Source organism: Kribbella sp. CA-293567 (assembly GCF_027627575.1).
GTDB lineage: Bacteria > Actinomycetota > Actinomycetes > Propionibacteriales > Kribbellaceae > Kribbella.
Genome location: NZ_CP114065.1, coordinates 2322995 through 2339561, shown reverse-complemented (window position 1 = coordinate 2339561; position 16567 = coordinate 2322995). Strand labels below are relative to the sequence as shown.

Genomic DNA, 16567 nt, shown 5'->3' with positions numbered 1-16567 from the left:
GGCGCTCTTTCCGCCGGCCGAACCTGACCATCGTCACAGGTGGTGCGCGGAACTCAGTTGGCCGTGTGCGTCGGCGGCATGCCGTCGCCCGGCGCCTGGCCGTTCACCTGGTTCGGCTGCTGCACGGGCTGCTGGCTCGGCGCCTGGATCGGCGGGTGAACCTGCTGGGACGGCGCCTGGGTGCCCTCGGTCAGCTCGCCGTCCTTCTTGCGGCCGGGACCGACCTCTTCTTCCCAGATCTTCTTCGACTTGCCGAGCTGCTTGACCAGGGCCGGCAGCTTGGCCGATCCGAACAGCAGCACGACGATCGCGAGAATGATCAGCCACTCCGCGCCCTGAGGCATTCCGATCTCCGGAACCATGACGAACTCCCTACCGACTTCTACTCGTGGCTCGACCGTGAGCGTCGATACTACGCCCGGGCGCGCGCGTCCTGCCCAGGCCCCGCGGGCCCGGTCTGTGACAGCGCGTCGTCGAGCTTGGACTGGGCGGTGACCAACTCACGTGTCAGTGCCTTGGTCTGGCCCCACAACCTCCGGGCCAGCAGCGCGAGGACCAGAAGCCACACCGCCACCACACCGAGGAAGAGCAGGAACCAATACATGCCCTGAGCCTAACCGGTGGACGGTGACACCCCCGCCTCGCAGTCCGTCGCCGGGGACAACGGTGTCGGAACGTGATGGTAAGAAAAGGGAACGCAAAGACCTCAGGGGGCGCGGGATGGAACGGATATCGGTCGCGGAGCGGCGAGTGCGGCTCGGCCGGCGGCACCGGCTGGCACCGGGGTGCCAGGCGAGCGGGCCGGTCGAGGCCGCCGAGTCGATGGTGGTGCTGCACGCGACCGACCCGGCCACCGTGCACCTGTCGGTCGCCGCCCGGGTGCCGGGCAGCGAGGTCGCGGGGACCGAGCGGGCGCTCTACGACGACCGGACCCTGATCCGGATGCTCGGCATGCGGCGGACGGTGTTCGTCGTACCGACCGGCTTCGCGCCGGTGGTGCAGGCGGCCTGCACGGACGAGATCGCGGTGAAGCAGCGCAAGTTGCTGATCAGGCATCTCGCCGAGGCGGGGATCGCCGCGTCGCCCGAGGAGTGCGCGGTCTGGTTACGCGCGGTGGAGGAGTCGACGGCGACCGCGCTGGCCGTGCGGGGGTCCGCGACGGCGCAGGAACTGTCGGCGGACGAGCCGCGGCTGCGGAGCCGGTTGACGATGTCGACCGACAAGTCGTACGCCACCCAGCCGTATGTGACCAGTCGGGTCCTGTTCCAGTTGTCGGCGGACGGGCGGATCGTCCGCGGCCGGCCGCTCGGCACCTGGCTGAGCGCGCAGCACCAGTGGTCACCGGTGGAGAAGTGGTTGCCTGACGGCTTCGGGGACAAACTCCGGGCCGACGACGCCCGGGCGACGCTGGCGCGCGCGTGGTTGGGCACCTTCGGCCCGGGGACCGTGACCGACCTGCAGTGGTGGAGCGGGTGGACGCTCGGTCAGACCCGGAAGGCTCTGGCCGCCGTGGAGGCAGTACAAGTGGAGCTGGACGAAGGCATCGGCTACGTGTTGCCCGAGGACGAGGCACCGGAGGCCGAGACCGAGCCGTGGGTGGCTTTCCTGCCTGCGCTGGACCCGACGGCGATGGGCTGGAAGGACCGCGACTGGTACCTCGGCGAGCACAAGGCGCGGCTGTTCGACACGACCGGCAACATCGGTCCGACGGTCTGGGCGGACGGGCGGATCGTCGGCGGCTGGGGGCAGCCGGAGTCCGGTGACGTCCGCTTCCAGCTGCTGGAGGACGTGGGCAGCGAGACCGCCACCGCGATCGAGGCAGCGGCAGACCGCTGGAGCTCCTGGCTCGCGGGGGTCCGCATCACTCCGCGTGGCCGCCGCGCGTCGCCGCTGGAGCTCCAACTCTCCAGAGGCTGAGTCAGGAGAGTTGGTCGTCGTACGCGGAGAGCGCCTCACGCGCGGTCTCGGCGATCTGCCGGCCCAGTTCCTGGGGGTCCAGGACCGTGGCGGAGCCGCCCAGGCGCAGGATCAGGCGTTGCAGCCAGGCGGTGTCGGCGACCCGGAGCTTGACGACCAGGGAGCTGCCGGGGCCTTCCTCGACCGACTCCATCGGGTAGTACTCCGCGACCCAGCGGGCCGGCGGTTCCAGCTTGACGGTGGCCAGCAGGTCGCGCTCCGACGGCTGGAACATGCCGTTGGACAGGTCGCGCGGAGTCGCCTCCGGCGGGGGCTCACTCGGCAGGTCGAGCAGCTTCGCGCCGGCGATCCGGTCCAGCCGGAAGAGCCGGACGTCCTCGGCCAGCCGGCACCACGCCTCCAGATAGCTGCGCCCCTCGGAGACCACCAGCCGCATCGGGTCGACATCCCGCTCGGTCGTCTCGTCGCGCGACGGTACGTCGTACGTCAGGTGCATCCGCTGTTTCCCGGCGAGCGCCTGGTTGACCAGGCCGGCGATCTCGGGCGCGGCCGGTTCGACGTGGACGTGCGCGGCGGAGCCCTCGATGGCAGCGGCTCCCTCCCCTGCGGCCTTCTCCAGTTTCGCGATCGCCCGGTCGACCGCATCGCGATCCTGACCGGCCGTCACCTCGCGCAGCGTCCGCAGCGCGGTCAGCAGCGCGAGCGCCTCGTCGGCCGCCAGCCGCAACGGGCGGGCCAGGTAGTCGGCGTTGTTGAGGTGGATGACTCCGTCGCCCTCGGCCGCGTCGATGTCGATCTCGATCAGATCGCCCATCTGCGCGCCGGGCAGACCGCAGAACCACAACACCTTCAGGTCGGCGATGATCTGCTTCGGCCGGACGCCGAACTCGGCGGCGACGTCGTCCACCCGCGCGCCGTCGTTCTCCCGCAGGTAGGGCACCAGCGCCAGCAACCGCTGCACCTGGTCCCGGGCGTTGCTCATGCCGGCACCCCCGCGATCGTCCGCAGCCTGCGCAGTACGCCGTCCAGCACGTCGCCAGGTCCCTCGACCACCGCATCCGGCCCGTACGACGCGATCTCCTCGGCAAGCACCTCGGAGTCGGCGTACGGGACGTGCAGCAGGTCCCAGCCCTCCTCGTACGGCTCGATCGCGTTGGAGCGGCGTCGCAGGCTCACGCAGGACCCCGTCCGGGCCCGGACCTTCGCCTCCGACGTCGGCCGCGGCGGCGCCAGCTCGCTGACCAGGGACCGCAGATCGGTGCCCTCGGGCACGGTGAAGGCGTTCGACGGGCCGACAGTTCTGACGTTCCCACCGATCCGCGACAGCCGGAACATCCGGGTCGCCTCGCGGTCACGATCGCGGCCCACGACGTACCAGCGGCCGTGCCAGGAGACGATTCCCCACGGCTCGAGGGTGCGGGTGGTCGAGGCCGAACCGCCGCTGCGGGTGTGCTCGAAGCGCACTGCCGTGCGGCTGACGACGGCCGACCACAGCGGGTCGAAGGCCGGCTCGGAGGCGCCGACGTGCGGCTCGATCGCGCTCAGCGCCGACTGGTCGGTCTGGATCCCGGCGGCCTTCAGCTTGAGCACGGCCGAGGTGGTCGCCTCGGCCAGGCTGGCGTGCTGCCAGACCCGCGCGGCGACACCGAGCACGGCGGCCTCGTCCGGCTCCAGGTGCACCTCGGGCAGCTCGAACACGTCGCGCCGGATCCGGTACCCGACGTCGTCGGAGAAGAACTTGTCGATGGTGCCCATCTCGATCGGGATGCCGAGGTCGCGCAACTCGTCCTTGTCGCGCTCGAACATCTTCTCGAAGGCGTCGTCGGCCTGACCGGCGTACCCCTCGACCACCTCGCGGATCCGCTCCTTGGTCACGTAGGTGCGCGCGACCAGCAGGCAGATCACCAAATTGAGCAGTCGCTCACTCTTCCGCGCCGACACCCGACCACCCTACGGGGTCATCGGTGCCAGTGCCGGGTTCCGCGCCGAACATCTGTTCGGACCCACTAAGGTCGGCCCTGTGATGCGGTGGCGTGAAGGAAACGTGAGCGAGCTCGGACGCAGCTGGACCGGCGCCCAGGAGCTGACAGTGACCGTCGGCGAGCAGGCAGTCCGCGCGCTGGCCTACCCGGACCTTGTGGGCTCCCCCGTGGTCGGTGACCGAGTACTGCTCAACGTCGGCGCTCTGGACCGGGGTCTGGGCACAGGAGGCTACGCACTGGTCGTGGCGATCCCCGACAGGCTGCCGGAGGATCCGCCGGAGACCGGGCATCTGGTCAAGGCCCGCTACACGCCGCTGCAGTCCATGGTGCTCGGTGCGGACGAGCAGGACTCGCCGGACCACGCAGTACTGCGGGATGCCGACGACCTCTTCGGTACGCCGGTGGTCGTGGCTGACCTCCACTCCGCGCTTCCAGCCGTACTGGCTGGAGTGTTCGAGGCACGGCCGGGCACTCGCGTCATCTACGTGATGACAGATGGCGGCGCGCTGCCGCTGGCGTTCTCACGCACCGTCTCAGCGCTGCGCGACGCCGGCTGGCTCGGCGGGACAGTAACCGTAGGGCAGGCCTACGGCGGCGACCGCGAGGCTGTCACGGTCCACACCGGCTTGCTGACCGCAGTACACGTGCTGGCAGCCGAACTGGTTGTGCTGACGCAGGGCCCCGGCAACTTGGGCACAGGAACCCGCTGGGGCTTCTCTGGCGTCCAGTCGGGTGAGGCAGTCAACGCAATCGGCACTCTCGGCGGCCGGGCGGTGGCGTCGCTACGGATCTCGGAGGCCGACCCACGTCCTCGTCACCGGGGCATCTCGCACCACAGCCTCACGGCGTACGGGCGAGTGGCGCTGCAGCCGGCGGACGTCGTCGTACCGGATCTCTCGGGTGAGTTCGGCGACGCTGTACGAGACGCTGCCGAACCGCTCAAGGCACGCCACCGCGTACTCCGCATCGGCGTCGACGGCCTGTACGACGCCCTGGCGGCGTCCCCGGTCAAGCTCTCGACCATGGGCCGCGACCTGGACGCCGACCGCGCCTACTTCGAGGCCGCCGCCGCGGCCGGACGCCACGCGGCCCGGCTGGTGGACATCCCTCCAGCTGCAACCCTAAGAAGCTAGACGCCCGCGTGAGCAAGTGGTCGAGTACACCACTTGGTGAACACCACGACTGAGACGATGGTGACTGCCGCGGCCAGTATCCCAGCGACGACGGTGGAACCGGCGGATGCGTCGAGTCGGTCCGCGAGGGTTGGGACGGCCAAGACCGATGCCACAATCGGTAGCGGAGCTACCCACCAGCGGTTCGGAGTCCCGTGAACCCGGGCGCTGACAGCAAGCAGTACAAGGTTGAGAAGCTGGACCAGAACGCCGAGCATGCTGCCGATCATCGCGCCGAAAGAGGCCCCTGTGAGCCACCATTGGTCCGGATCGTTGGCGTCGTAGGCGAGCACCCCACCGGCGACGGCCCCGGCGATCAGTCCGGTCGCAAAGCCCACGGCGATGAGTCGCCCGGCAGTGAGCAGTCGGGCGTCCGTCTGCCCTCGGCGCCCAGCAAGTTCATGAGCCTTCACGAGCCGTCTACCCTCCGCAATGGTCGGATGACTCTTGGCGCCATCCGAGGTTCACTCTAGACGGCCGGGTCCTTACCGCGGCCGCCGGGCGGCGCCCCGAAGCCGAAGGATCGACTCCGGAGCACCAGATCGCAGTACACCAGCACCTTGGTCAGTACGTTCCAGAGAACCCACCCATGTTGGCCCTGCGGCAGTTCACCGCCACAAGGCACTGTGGGCTGAGGTACGCCCGCCGGTAGGCGGTGGTGTAGCGAGGGTAACCAGCGGTGTGCCGACCCATGTAGATCTCGTGATTCGGCATCTGCTTGTGACTGCCCGACGTGATCGACCAGTTGCCAGAGCGCGTGACGATCATGGTGAAGACCGCCGAGATGGAGTTCGGGATTCCTGTGCAGAACGGATTCGTCGAATCCAGAGTGAACCGAAGGTCCGCTTTTGCCGTCGTACTGCCGGCCAACTTCCGAATTGACATACCCGAGTTGCTGGCGGTCTTGGTGCTGATCAGTTGCTTGTTTGAGGTTCGATAGACCTTGGTCGCCCCATTGACGTTCGACGTCTCGAGGGACGCGCTCGACAACCAGTTGACGCTGACAATCTGACGGGTCCGGTACGCAGTCGAGGTCTGCGACCAGGTCCGGTTATCACCACCGAAACTGTAGGCGGATCCGCTGTAGCTTCCGCAGCCAACCGGCGGAGCGCTGAGATACTGCTGCGGAATGAAAGTCTTGTAGGTCACCGAACTCTTGTCGATCGCCGCAACTGCCGCTGCGGTCTGCTCGGCTTCCTGCTTGAGCGCACTCAGATCCGAGCCAGAGGACTTCGGCACCGGGACATTGAGGCTCCAGGTGCGCCCTTCTCCCTCGACATCTTCTTTCGGCACGGCCTGAACGAGGTAGGTCGCCTCACTGCCGGGCGTGGCCGACCCGTCGAAGTAGCTACTTCCCGTGACCACACTGAGAAGCTCACCGTCGCGGCTCACCCGGTACTCCCGCACGGTGGCGTCCGATCCCCAAGAAAGTTGCACGCCTTCACTGGACGCCGCCCAGAGCGCGCGATCACGCGCGTCTTCCGCGCCGGCCAACGAGAGATCGGCGATCGTACTCGGCCCGGTCTTGGTCTCGAGGACCGTGATGCCGTAACTCTCTTCGACCGACGCCGACTTGGCAGCTACCGCGAAGCCGTCGACACTCCACTCGCTGATGCGCTCACCCTGCAGAACCCCTACCGACGCCCGCTGCCGGATAGCGTCCGGCCCGACCTCAGCACGCGCCGGAAGTGTCGAAGCCAGCAATACCGCCGCACCAGCCATCATGCCGAATTTCTTTAGCTTTGCCACAATTCGCTCCCCATGGAATACTCCGGCCGAATGATTTCAACCGCAGACGCAATGGAAAATAATCGATGTCAATTGCGATTGGGAAGGGTCTTTGCAGCTTGCTGCAAATCTGCACCGATCGGATCTGACCAATGGTGGCGGCGGCAATAGCGCCGCCACCATTCAATCAGTTTCGATAGTCGACTTCGAAGGCATCGTCCTGAAGACTGTTGCAGATTCCCTTAGACAGGGTCTGCGACCTGGTCACCCAGGGGCCGTAGACCCAGTAGGTACTGAAGGCACTCCTGCAATGCACTGCCGCCCGGACACGAGAACCGTTGTTCAGAACCTGACACTGCGCAACGCCACCGTTGTACTTTGTCGTCGGAGGCGTCATGTACCGGCCGACGGTGCACCCGATCGCCGCCGCATTCGCCGGCATGGCTGTCGCCACCACTGATCCACCAAGCGCCAGAAGCGCCACCGTGCCTGCACTGACGAGTCTTCCTGCCCTCATTTGCACTCCTCACTCATCACTACCCGATATTGATCTTGCACAGTCTGTGACAGGCGGCGGCGACAAAACAAAGAAACTGCAGGAAGTTGCAGAGCGCCGAAAACAACAACAGGTGGTAGCGGACACCGAAGTGTCCGCTACCACCTGACTGTGGAGCTAGGTTGCTGCTACTGCTTCGGCGCAGGGAACGCGTTCAGCACATCGATGACCGCGAAAGCGTTGGTCACCTTGCCTTTGGCGTCCTTGGCCGGCGGAAGCTCGACCAGCACGCGGCTGCCGACCGGCATACCGGCCAGGCCGTCCAGTGCGCCGGTCTCACCCTTGGGTCCCGGGCCAACCTGGAGCTTCTCGGTCGGGGAACCGGGCTGGGCCGGGGCCTGCTGCGACGCGGGCTGCGGGTCCCAGGTGCTGGCCTGCTTCTTGCCCGTGTAGTCGAAGACGACGTAGCGGCCGATCAACTGATCGCCCTTCGCGATCGGCTTGCCCTTGCCGGTGGCCAGGACGACCGGTTTGTTCGGCTTGGCGGGGGCCTTGGTGCCGGCCGGCACAGTGACCTTCGGCTCGGCATCCAGTGCGCCGGTCACCTTGAACGGGGTAGCGGCCGACGCGACCGGATCTGCGTCGAGCTTGGTGGAATTGGAGGCGGTACCGAACAGGTCGACAACAAAGATCAGCGTGTCGTCCTTGGTGATGCCCGCCTTTTCGTTGCCGCCGGCCGGGCCGTAGCCCTTGTCCGCGGGGATCGAGAGCACGACGCGGCTGCCGACCTTCTTGCCGACCAGTGCCTCGTCCCAGCCCTTGATGACGCCACCGACGCCGATCGGGAACGACGACGGCGCGCCGCGGTCGTAGGAGTTGTCGAAGACCTTGCCGTCGCGCCAGATCTGACCCAGGTAGTTGGCGGTCAGGTAGTCGCCCTTCTTGACCTCCGGGCCGTCACCTTCCTTGACCACCTCGGTCAGCAGCGCCTTGTCCGGCTCGCCTTCCTTGTGGGTCACGGTCGGCTTCTTGCCGAACTCCTCGGTCACCTTGATCCCGATCTTGCCGAAGTCGCCCCCGGCTTTGGAATCATCGGAGCCGCAGGCGGCCAGGGAAGTCCCCAGCGCCAGTACAGCAACCAGACTCAACAGCTTGCGCACGAACGAGCACCTCGAAAATCTCACGGCTGGGCCACGGCCGATGGCGGGCCCGGCCTGGATACACGGCCAGATGAACTCGCCCACCCTAGCCTGCGCGATCAAGCCGCACGCTGCCACCTCAGTCACCGTTCGGTCACGTCACGCAGCGTGCGGCAGCCACCGGCAGGCCCGATCGACGGACGCTGCCGGTGGCTGCTGCCGGCGTCACATGCTGGCGATGAGCTTTTCGACCCGCTCGTCGTGGGACTTGAACGGATCCTTGCACAGCACCGTGCGCTGGGCCTGGTCGTTCAGCTTCAGGTGCACCCAGTCGACGGTGAAGTCGCGGCGGCGCTCCTGCGCCCGCTTGATGAACTCGCCGCGCAGCCGGGCCCGGGTGGTCTGCGGGGGCACCGACTTGGCCTCGAAGACCCGCAGGTCGTCGACGACGCGGGTGACCGCGCCCTTGCGCTCGAGCAGGTAGTACAGACCGCGGGGACGGTGGATGTCGTGGTAGGCCAGGTCGAGCTGGGCCACCCGCGGGCTGGCCAGACCGAGGTTGTTCTGCTGGCGGTAGCGCTCGATCAGCCGGTACTTGATCACCCAGTCGATCTCGCGCTCGATCCCGGACAGGTCGCCGGACTCGATCGCCTTCAGGCAGCGCTCCCACAGGTTCAGCGCGCGCTCCACCGCCGGCGTCCCGAGCTCGCGGCGGTCGACGAAGTCGCGTGCCTTGGTCAGGTACTCACCCTGGATGTCGAGCGCGCTGGCCTCGCGGCCGTTGGCCAGCCGGACCTCACGCTTGCCGGTCATGTCGTGGCTGATCTCGCGGATCGCCCGGATCGGGTTGTCCAGCGTCAGGTCGCGCATCACGATGCCGGCCTCGATCATCCGCAGTACCAGGTCGGTGCTGGCCACCTTGAGCAGCATCGTGGTCTCGGACATGTTCGAGTCGCCGACGATCACGTGCAGCCGGCGGAACCGCTCGGCGTCCGCGTGCGGCTCGTCGCGGGTGTTGATGATCGGGCGGGACCGGGTGGTCGCGCTGGAGACGCCCTCCCAGATGTGCTCGGCGCGCTGGCTGACGGAATACACCGCGCCCCGCGGCGTCTGCAGCACCTTGCCGGCTCCGCAGATCAGCTGCCGGGTGACCAGGAACGGGATCAGCACGTCGGCGAGCTTGGCGAAGTCGCCGTGCCGGCTGACCAGGTAGTTCTCGTGGCAGCCGTAGCTGTTGCCGGCCGAGTCGGTGTTGTTCTTGAACAGGTAGACGTCGCCGAAGATGCCCTCGTCGTGCAGCCTCTTCTGCGCGTCGACGAGCAGTCCTTCGAGGATCCGCTCGCCCGCCTTGTCATGTGCGATCAGGTCGGTGACCGAGTCGCACTCGCCGGTCGCGTACTCCGGGTGGGAGCCCACGTCGAGGTAGAGCCGGGCCCCGTTGCGGAGGAAGACGTTGCTGCTCCGCCCCCAGGACACGACGCGCCGAAACAGGTACCGGGCCACCTCATCGGGGGTCAGTCGGCGCTGACCGCGAAAAGTGCAGGTGACTCCGTACTCGTTCTCCAGACCGAAGATTCGCCGGTTCACATCACCCACCCTACGACCCTGCTCCGACAATCGGGTCGAGTCACAGGCGCGCCGTCACCGCTTCGTTGTCCGGCAACCTTTCGCGATCGGCACGCATCGAACACTGGGAGTGGTGCTCGGCGACCATCGGGTTACGACGAAGGAGATGCGATGAGGGGAAGCCGCAGAGCGGTCTGGTCGATGGCGGGGTTTTTGAGCGGTGTGGTGCTGGCGGGATCGTTGTCCGTGGTACCGGCGGGTGCGGTGAGTACTGCGGCTGCGTGCAGTCTTTCGGTGGGGGCAGTGACGGCCGGTGGCGATCACCGCTTCCAGGGAGTCACCGCCGGTAAACCGCCCACGGCGAGTGCAGCGATGGTCCGCCCGAAGGACCTCTATCCGGACGGAGCCGCGCGGCTGCCCAGCTCGCTCGGCTTCGAGCCCGTCGTACCGGCCGGAGTGCAGCGAACCGGCATGGTGGCACTCGGGCCCCGGATGTACTACACGAGCTACACCACCGACGGGAACGGCGACGTCGTGCCCGGCTCGGACAGCTTGACGCTGATCGGCGGTGGGTGGACGCAGTACCACCGGTACTTCGAACGCAGCACGTACTCGGACAGCAGCTTCCTCCGGCAGAACACCTACGCCTTGGTGGGCGATGTGATCGCGCGCTGGACGGTCGGCAAGGACGGCTGGCGGTACTACACCACGTTCCCCGGCTTCACGTCGGTGAAGGCGATGACGCTGATCAGCCAGACCCGCACGTACGACACGTTCCTGGCTACCACCAACGGCGGCGCGCTCTACACGATCCGGGTCTCCACGGGAGCTACCGCGCCGGTGGTGAAGAAGGTCCGGGCGTCGACCTGGCAGGCGTTCGACGCCTTGATCGCGGAGAGGTGCGGCTCGCAGGGGACGCTGTTGCTGGGCATCGACCAGGACACCAAGACCGGCTACCTGTACGCCGTCGGCCACGGCAACGGCGCCGCCACGGTGATCCAGGGCCTCGGCAAGGTGCCCGCTACCTTCGCCGAGTCAAACTACTTCCGCTACTTCCTCCACACGCCCGAAGCCGGGCAGTTGTTCGGGGAGTAGTGCGGAGCTGAGCCACTGACCAAGCCCGTTCTCAGCGACCGGGCCGGGCTCGTTCACGCTCGAGCTACGCGAGAACGAGTCCGTTGGTGTGTGGCCCAGGTCCGGTTGATACGGGTCAGAGGCCGACGATGTCGAGCAACTGGCCGAGTTCCTTGCTGTCGAGCTCGCGGAGTTCGCCGGTGTGCAGGTTGCCCCGGCGTACCGGGCCGATCGCCGTACGGGTGAGGCGTTTGACCGGGTGGCCGATCGCGTCGAACATCCGGCGGACGATCCGGTTGCGGCCTTCGTGCAGGGTGATCTGGACCAGGGTGCGGCCCTTGATGCTGGACATCTCGCGGACGGTGTCGGCCTGCGCCGGGCCGTCCTCGAGGTTGACACCGTCCGTCAGGCGGCGCAGCGTGCCCGTCTTCACGTTGCCCTCGACCTCGGCGACGTAGGTCTTCGAGACCTCGTACGACGGGTGCGCGAGGCGGTGCGCGAACTCACCGTGGTTGGTGAGCAGCAGCAGCCCCTCGGTGTCGGTGTCGAGCCGGCCGATGTGGAACAACCGCTCGGACCGGTCCTGCACGTAGTCGGCGACGCAGGGACGGCCTTGCGGGTCGGCCATCGTGGTCACGACACCGCGCGGCTTGTTGAGCACGATGTAGACATGCGCCGTCACCGGCGGAATCCGCTCGCCGTCGACCCGGATCACCGACACAGCCGGATCCACCCGGGTACCGAACTCGGTGATCACCTGCCCGTCCACCTCGACCCGGCCCTGCCCGATCATCTCCTCGGCAGTCCGCCGACTCGCCACACCCGCCTGCGCCAACGCCTTCTGCAGCCGAATCCCACCTTCTTCTTCAGCCACGAGCAGCACTCTCATCCGTCTCACCACGGGCGACACCGTCATCGGTCTCATCCCCGCTCACTTCCACACCATCATCCCCGCCCCCACTCCCACCGCTCACCCCGGCAACCGCTTCGTCCACCCCACCAGCGCTCACGCCATCGACACCCGCTCCACCACCAACCGCTACTTCGTCCAACCCGCCAGCGCTCACGCCATCAACATCCGCTGCGCCAGCAATGGCGTCTTCGTCCAACCCAGCAGCGGTGACGCCGTCGACACCCGCCTCACCAGCAACCGCTACTTCGTCCAACCCGCCAGCGCTCTCGTCGTCGACACCCGCTTCACCGGCCACCGCGTCGTCTTCCCCGGAAGCGCTCTCGTCATCGGCATCGTCCTCGACGGCAACCACATCGTCGACCCCGCCAACACCTACGCCATCGACCTCGGCGCTCTTGTCCTCGACATCCGCGCCACCAGCAACCACTTCGTCTACCCCGCCAGCGCTCACGTCGTCGACACCCGCTCCACCAGCAACCGCTACTTCGTCCAACCCGCCAGCGCTCTCGTCGTCGGCATCACCCTCGACGGCAACCACCTCGTCTTCGCCGCCAACACTCACACCATCGACGTCCGCTTCACCAGCAACGGCTTCTTCGTCTACCCCAGCAGCGCCGACGCCGTCGACATCCGCCTCACCAGCAACCGCTACTTCGTCCAACCCGCCAGCGCTCTCGCCCTCGACACCCGCTGCACCGGCCACCGCTTCGTCTTCCCCGCCAGCGCTCTCGTCATCGGCATCGTCGGCGGCAGGTGCTGGGGCGGGCGGGGCCAAGTCGTTCTCCAGCGGGCCCGCGTCTTCCTCGGCCGGAGCAGACTCGGCGGAGGCAGCTGCCGCCTGCGCGGCCAGCTCTTCCTCCATGTCGTCCATCTCGGGGAGGTACGGCGCCAGTTCGGGCAGGTCGTCCAGGGACTGCATGCCCATCCGCTCGAGGAAGTACGACGTGGTCCGGTAGAGCGTCGACTGCGACTCGGTGTCGGGTCCGGCTTCTTCCAGCAGGCCTCGGCTGATCAGGGTGCGCATCACGCCGTCGACGTTGACACCACGGATGGCGGAGACGCGGGCACGGCTGACGGGCTGCTTGTAGGCGACCACCGCGAGCGTCTCCAGCGCCGCCTGGGTCAGCCGCGACTGCTGACCGTCGAGAACGTAGCGCTCGACGTACAGCGCCGTGTCCTCCCGCGTGTAGTACCGCCACCCGCCACCGACCTCGCGCAGGTCGAACCCCCGCCCCTGCTCGGTGTACTCCTCCGCCAGCCCTTCCAGCGCCGCCTTAACATCCGCGACGACCCGCCCGACCGTCCGCGCCAGCGTGAGCGCCGGCAGCGGCTCGTCGGACACCATCAAAATCGCTTCCAGCGCCCGCCGCATGGTGGCGTCGTCGATGGCGTCCGCAGCCACCACCACGTCCTCGTCGAACAGCGCCTCGACATCGCCCGCAACCGGTACGCCCACCGTCGAAACCCCAGCAGGTACGCCGCCAGCCTCGTCCTCGGCGGCAGTCTCCTCGGAGCCATCGTCGCCGGCAAACGCTGCGGCACTCGACACCTCGTCAGCGGTAGGCGCATCCTCGGAGCCTGCGTCCCCGGAGGCTGCGTCCCCGGTCACTGCGTCATCGGTCGCTGCGTCATCGGTCGCTGCGTCATCGGCGGGAGCATCCTCGGTGGGAGCATCCTCGGACCCTGCGTCCCCGGTAGGAACGTCCTCGGTGGGAGCATCCTCGGTGGGAGCATCCTCGGACCGAACGTCCCCGGTGGGAACGTCCTCGGCGGGAGCGTCCCCGGACGCTCCGTCCCCGGAGGCCGCGTCCTCGGTGGAACCTGCCGCTTCGGTGGTGGTGACCGACTCCAGTACGTCGGCTGTGGCGGCTTCGGACTGCGCCTGGAGGTCGGGGGTCTGGTTGTCGGTCACTGCTCCACCGTCTCGTGCTCCTCCGGCCCGGTTCCGGGCTCGGTGTCTGGCTCGGTTGCGGACTCGGGGGCGACCTCGGACTCCGGCTCGGGATCCGGCTCGGTCAGCAGTTCGCCGGGCTCGAGGAAGTCGGTCTCGTCGGAGACCACCGGGGCCTCGCCCTCACCGTCGGCCGGCGCCGCCACCTCGTCGAACTCGTCGCCCACCGCGATCTCACCGTCGTCGGTCCCGGTCCACCGGACCGTCAGCTCCCCCAGCGGCGTCTCCTGCTCGAACGACACCGCCGCCTCACGGAACAACTCCAGCAGGGCGAGGAACCGGCACACCGTCGTCACCGTGTCCGGCGAGTCCGCCACCAGCAGCCGGAACGTCGTACTGCGCTGCCGCCGCAACCGTTCGATGATCACCGCGGCCTGCTCGCGCACGGTGACGGCCGGCGCGTGCAGGTGCGCCAGCGAAACCCCTTCCGGCACCACCTCCCGCTTCGGCGCCAGCGCCCGGGCCGCGAGCTTCGCCAGCCCTTCCGGGTCGACGCCCAGCAACACCTCGGGCAGCAGGTCCGCGAACCGCGGCTCCATCCCGACCGCGCGCGGGAACCGCTTCGCCTCCTCGGCCATCCGCTGCTGCATCAGCCCCGCGATCTGCTTGAACGCGCGGTACTGCAGCAACCGCGCGAACAGCAGGTCCCGCGCCTCCAGCAGCGCCAGGTCCTCCGCGTCCTCGACGTCGCCCGACGGCAGCAGCCGCGCAGCCTTGAGGTCCAGCAGCGTCGCCGCGATCAGCAGGAACTCCGAGGTCTGGTCCAGGTCCCACTCCGAGCCGAGCGCCTTGATGTAGGCGATGAACTCGTCGGTGATCACCGACAGCGCGATCTCGGTGATGTCCAGCTTGTGCTTGCTGATCAGCTGCAGCAGCAGGTCGAACGGGCCCTCGAAGTTGACCAGGTGAACGTTGAAGCCCTTGCTCTCGGCCACCACCGGCGACTCCGGGTCAGGGATCCCGGGCAGCTCGATCGGTGGCTCCGAAGTCTCCGCGGCGTCGGCCGCGGCTGCTTCGGGAGCCGGGGCATCGCTCATCGCCCGGTCACTCCGGAGCCGCGGCCCGGAGGCGCTGCACCAGCACGGAGTCCGGTCCGTGGTCGACGAAGTCGGCCAGCAGGACGTCGATCGCCTCCCGGACGATCCGGCCGCGGTCGGCCGTCAGGCCGTGCTCGGCCCGCAACGCGAGCCGAGTCTGTTCGAGTCCGAGCAGCTCTTCCTCCGTCACGTACACGGTGATCTTCGTGTCGTGCCGGATCCGTCCACTGGACTTGCGGTCCTCGACGACGGCCGTGCGGGCCCGTCCGTTCGAACCGGGGCGGTCGTCGGACAACGACGATCCGTCAGTGGTGGTGCGCTTCTCGGGTCTGGACTGCCTGGGTGCCGCACCCCCGAACAGCTCGCTGGCACCTGGCAGACTCACCCGGCGGGACAACGCGCGAGCACCTCCTTGGCAAGGTCGCGGTACTGGGTAGCCGCAGAAGAGGACGGGGCGTACGTCGTGATCGGCTCGCCGACGACAGTGGTCTCGGGGAACTTGACGGTACGCCGGATGACGGTGTGGAAGACGCGCTCGTCGAAGGCCTGGACGACCCGGTCGAGCACCTCCCGGGCGTGCGTGGTGCGGCCGTCGAACATGGTGCCGAGGATGCCGACGATCTCCAGCTTCGGGTTCAGCCGGTCCTGCACCTTGCCGATCGTGTCGGTCAGCATCGCCAGCCCGCGGAGCGCGAAGAACTCGCACTCCAGCGGTACGACGATGCCGTTCGACGCGGTCAGCGCGTTCACGGTGAGCAGGCCCAGCGACGGCGCGCAGTCGATCAGGATCACGTCGTACAGCGGGATGATCGGCTCGAGCACCCGCGACAGCGTGTACTCCCGGGCGACCTCCTGGACCAGCTGCACCTCGGCCGCGGACAGGTCGATGTTGGCCGGCAACAGGTCGAGGTTCGGCACCTTGGTGGCCTGGATCACCTCGTCCGGGGTGATGTCGCGCTGCATCAGCAGGTTGTAGACCGAGATCTCCAGGTCGTGCGGCTGGACGCCGAGGCCGATCGAGGCCGAGCCCTGCGGGTCGAAGTCGATCAGCAGCACCTTGCGGCCGGTCTCGGCGATCGCGGCGCCCAGGTTGATGGTGGTCGTCGTCTTGCCGACGCCACCCTTCTGGTTGCACATGGCGATCACCTGCGCGGGACCGCGCCGGGTCGGCGGCAGTACGTCCGGCAGGTCGGGCAGCGGCCGTCCGGTCGGCCCGATCTTGCCGATCGCGCCGTTCGGCTCATTCACAGGGTGCATGTCCTCCGCGGTGAGCTTGGCCGTCGGCCGGGGCATCTCCGCATAGTTACTGGGTGGGGTGACGGTCCGGGGCGGAACCGGGGTCGTCGGTGCTGGTGGCTCCTGTGGTTCGGCGGGTGCCGGGGCAGGTGCCTCGTAGGGTGTCGCGGTGGGCGTGGCGGGCGCCGGGTCAGGGGTCGGCGACATCGGTTCCGTCGACGACGACAGGTGCTGGGTGCCCGGGAATGTCGACTCGTTCATGACTCGTCAAACCTTTCAACCGATACGGGCGATCCCAGCGACTGTAAGCGTGCATTCAAGCACTCTCAACCAGCCACTCCGCAGCGGGGTCGGCC

The 16567-nt window shown here is 67.9% G+C and carries 17 protein-coding genes; 4 read left to right on the top strand and 13 right to left on the bottom strand.

Annotated features, from left to right (window positions below; translation table 11 throughout):
* Positions 1 to 53 precede the first annotated feature (53 nt).
* Together OX958_RS11305 and OX958_RS11300 are read right to left on the bottom strand one after the other, a co-directional pair.
* Entirely contained in the window at positions 54 to 362 is a 309-nt protein-coding gene (locus tag OX958_RS11305) for a twin-arginine translocase TatA/TatE family subunit (RefSeq protein WP_270137237.1), read from the bottom strand.
* 50 nt (positions 363 to 412) lie between these two features.
* The gene (locus OX958_RS11300) at positions 413 to 604 is read right to left on the bottom strand and encodes a hypothetical protein (protein WP_270137236.1); all 192 of its coding nucleotides are present in this window, start codon (positions 602 to 604) and stop codon (positions 413 to 415) included.
* A gap of 116 nt (positions 605 to 720) precedes the next feature.
* On the opposite strand from OX958_RS11300, the gene OX958_RS11295 reads away from it, so the two are divergent.
* Positions 721 to 1917, top strand: coding sequence for a winged helix DNA-binding domain-containing protein (locus OX958_RS11295; protein ID WP_270137235.1), 1197 nt, complete (start codon positions 721 to 723; stop codon positions 1915 to 1917).
* A 1-nt stretch (position 1918) separates the two neighbouring features.
* Here the strand turns inward: OX958_RS11295 and OX958_RS11290 are convergent, their stop codons facing one another.
* Together OX958_RS11290 and OX958_RS11285 are read right to left on the bottom strand one after the other, a co-directional pair.
* A complete protein-coding gene (locus tag OX958_RS11290) occupies positions 1919 to 2899 on the bottom strand; it encodes a helix-turn-helix transcriptional regulator (protein ID WP_270137234.1) in 981 nt (326 codons plus the stop codon).
* Entirely contained in the window at positions 2896 to 3858 is a 963-nt protein-coding gene (locus tag OX958_RS11285) for a helix-turn-helix transcriptional regulator (RefSeq protein ID WP_270137233.1), read from the bottom strand. Before OX958_RS11285 ends, OX958_RS11290 begins: the two co-directional genes overlap by 4 nt.
* Positions 3859 to 3961: 103 nt before the next feature.
* Here OX958_RS11285 and OX958_RS11280 point away from each other — a divergent pair, with 103 nt between their 5' ends.
* Positions 3962 to 5032, top strand: coding sequence for a DUF3866 family protein (locus OX958_RS11280; RefSeq protein WP_270137232.1), 1071 nt, complete (start codon positions 3962 to 3964; stop codon positions 5030 to 5032).
* Here OX958_RS11280 and OX958_RS11275 read toward each other — a convergent pair.
* Positions 5029 to 5484 carry a hypothetical protein gene (locus OX958_RS11275; protein ID WP_270137231.1) on the bottom strand — a complete coding sequence of 152 codons (456 nt, stop codon included), beginning with the start codon at positions 5482 to 5484 and terminating at the stop codon, positions 5029 to 5031. The two genes, OX958_RS11280 and OX958_RS11275, sit on opposite strands and share 4 nt — an antisense overlap.
* A gap of 151 nt (positions 5485 to 5635) precedes the next feature.
* Positions 5636 to 6820: a hypothetical protein gene (locus tag OX958_RS11270; protein WP_270137230.1), complete on the bottom strand. Its 1185-nt coding sequence runs from the start codon at positions 6818 to 6820 to the stop codon at positions 5636 to 5638.
* A gap of 374 nt (positions 6821 to 7194) precedes the next feature.
* On the opposite strand from OX958_RS11270, the gene OX958_RS11265 reads away from it, so the two are divergent.
* On the top strand, positions 7195 to 7464 hold the full coding sequence (locus tag OX958_RS11265) for a hypothetical protein (RefSeq protein WP_270137229.1): 270 nt from the start codon (positions 7195 to 7197) through the stop codon (positions 7462 to 7464).
* Between the two features lie 19 nt (positions 7465 to 7483).
* On the opposite strand, the gene OX958_RS11260 is transcribed toward OX958_RS11265, so the two are convergent.
* Positions 7484 to 8455: an FKBP-type peptidyl-prolyl cis-trans isomerase gene (locus OX958_RS11260; RefSeq protein WP_270137227.1), complete on the bottom strand. Its 972-nt coding sequence runs from the start codon at positions 8453 to 8455 to the stop codon at positions 7484 to 7486.
* Between the two features lie 204 nt (positions 8456 to 8659).
* Positions 8660 to 10021: a Pup--protein ligase gene (pafA, locus tag OX958_RS11255; protein ID WP_270137226.1), complete on the bottom strand. Its 1362-nt coding sequence runs from the start codon at positions 10019 to 10021 to the stop codon at positions 8660 to 8662.
* A gap of 273 nt (positions 10022 to 10294) precedes the next feature.
* On the opposite strand from pafA, the gene OX958_RS11250 reads away from it, so the two are divergent.
* Positions 10295 to 11095, top strand: a complete 801-nt coding sequence (locus tag OX958_RS11250) for a hypothetical protein (protein WP_270137225.1) — start codon at positions 10295 to 10297, stop codon at positions 11093 to 11095.
* A gap of 115 nt (positions 11096 to 11210) precedes the next feature.
* Here the strand turns inward: OX958_RS11250 and OX958_RS11245 are convergent, their stop codons facing one another.
* From OX958_RS11245 to OX958_RS11225, 5 genes are all read right to left on the bottom strand, one after another.
* Positions 11211 to 11963, bottom strand: coding sequence for a pseudouridine synthase (locus OX958_RS11245; RefSeq protein WP_270137224.1), 753 nt, complete (start codon positions 11961 to 11963; stop codon positions 11211 to 11213).
* Positions 11941 to 13536 carry an SMC-Scp complex subunit ScpB gene (scpB, locus tag OX958_RS35275; protein WP_333486507.1) on the bottom strand — a complete coding sequence of 532 codons (1596 nt, stop codon included), beginning with the start codon at positions 13534 to 13536 and terminating at the stop codon, positions 11941 to 11943. Before scpB ends, OX958_RS11245 begins: the two co-directional genes overlap by 23 nt.
* 359 nt (positions 13537 to 13895) lie before the next feature.
* Complete coding sequence (locus OX958_RS11235) at positions 13896 to 14975, bottom strand: segregation and condensation protein A (RefSeq protein ID WP_270137223.1); 1080 nt, start codon at positions 14973 to 14975, stop codon at positions 13896 to 13898.
* A gap of 7 nt (positions 14976 to 14982) precedes the next feature.
* Positions 14983 to 15270, bottom strand: a complete 288-nt coding sequence (locus OX958_RS11230) for a hypothetical protein (protein ID WP_442913259.1) — start codon at positions 15268 to 15270, stop codon at positions 14983 to 14985.
* Positions 15271 to 15356: 86 nt separating this feature from the next.
* Entirely contained in the window at positions 15357 to 16232 is an 876-nt protein-coding gene (locus tag OX958_RS11225) for a ParA family protein (protein ID WP_270139034.1), read from the bottom strand.
* Positions 16233 to 16567: the final 335 nt, after the last annotated feature.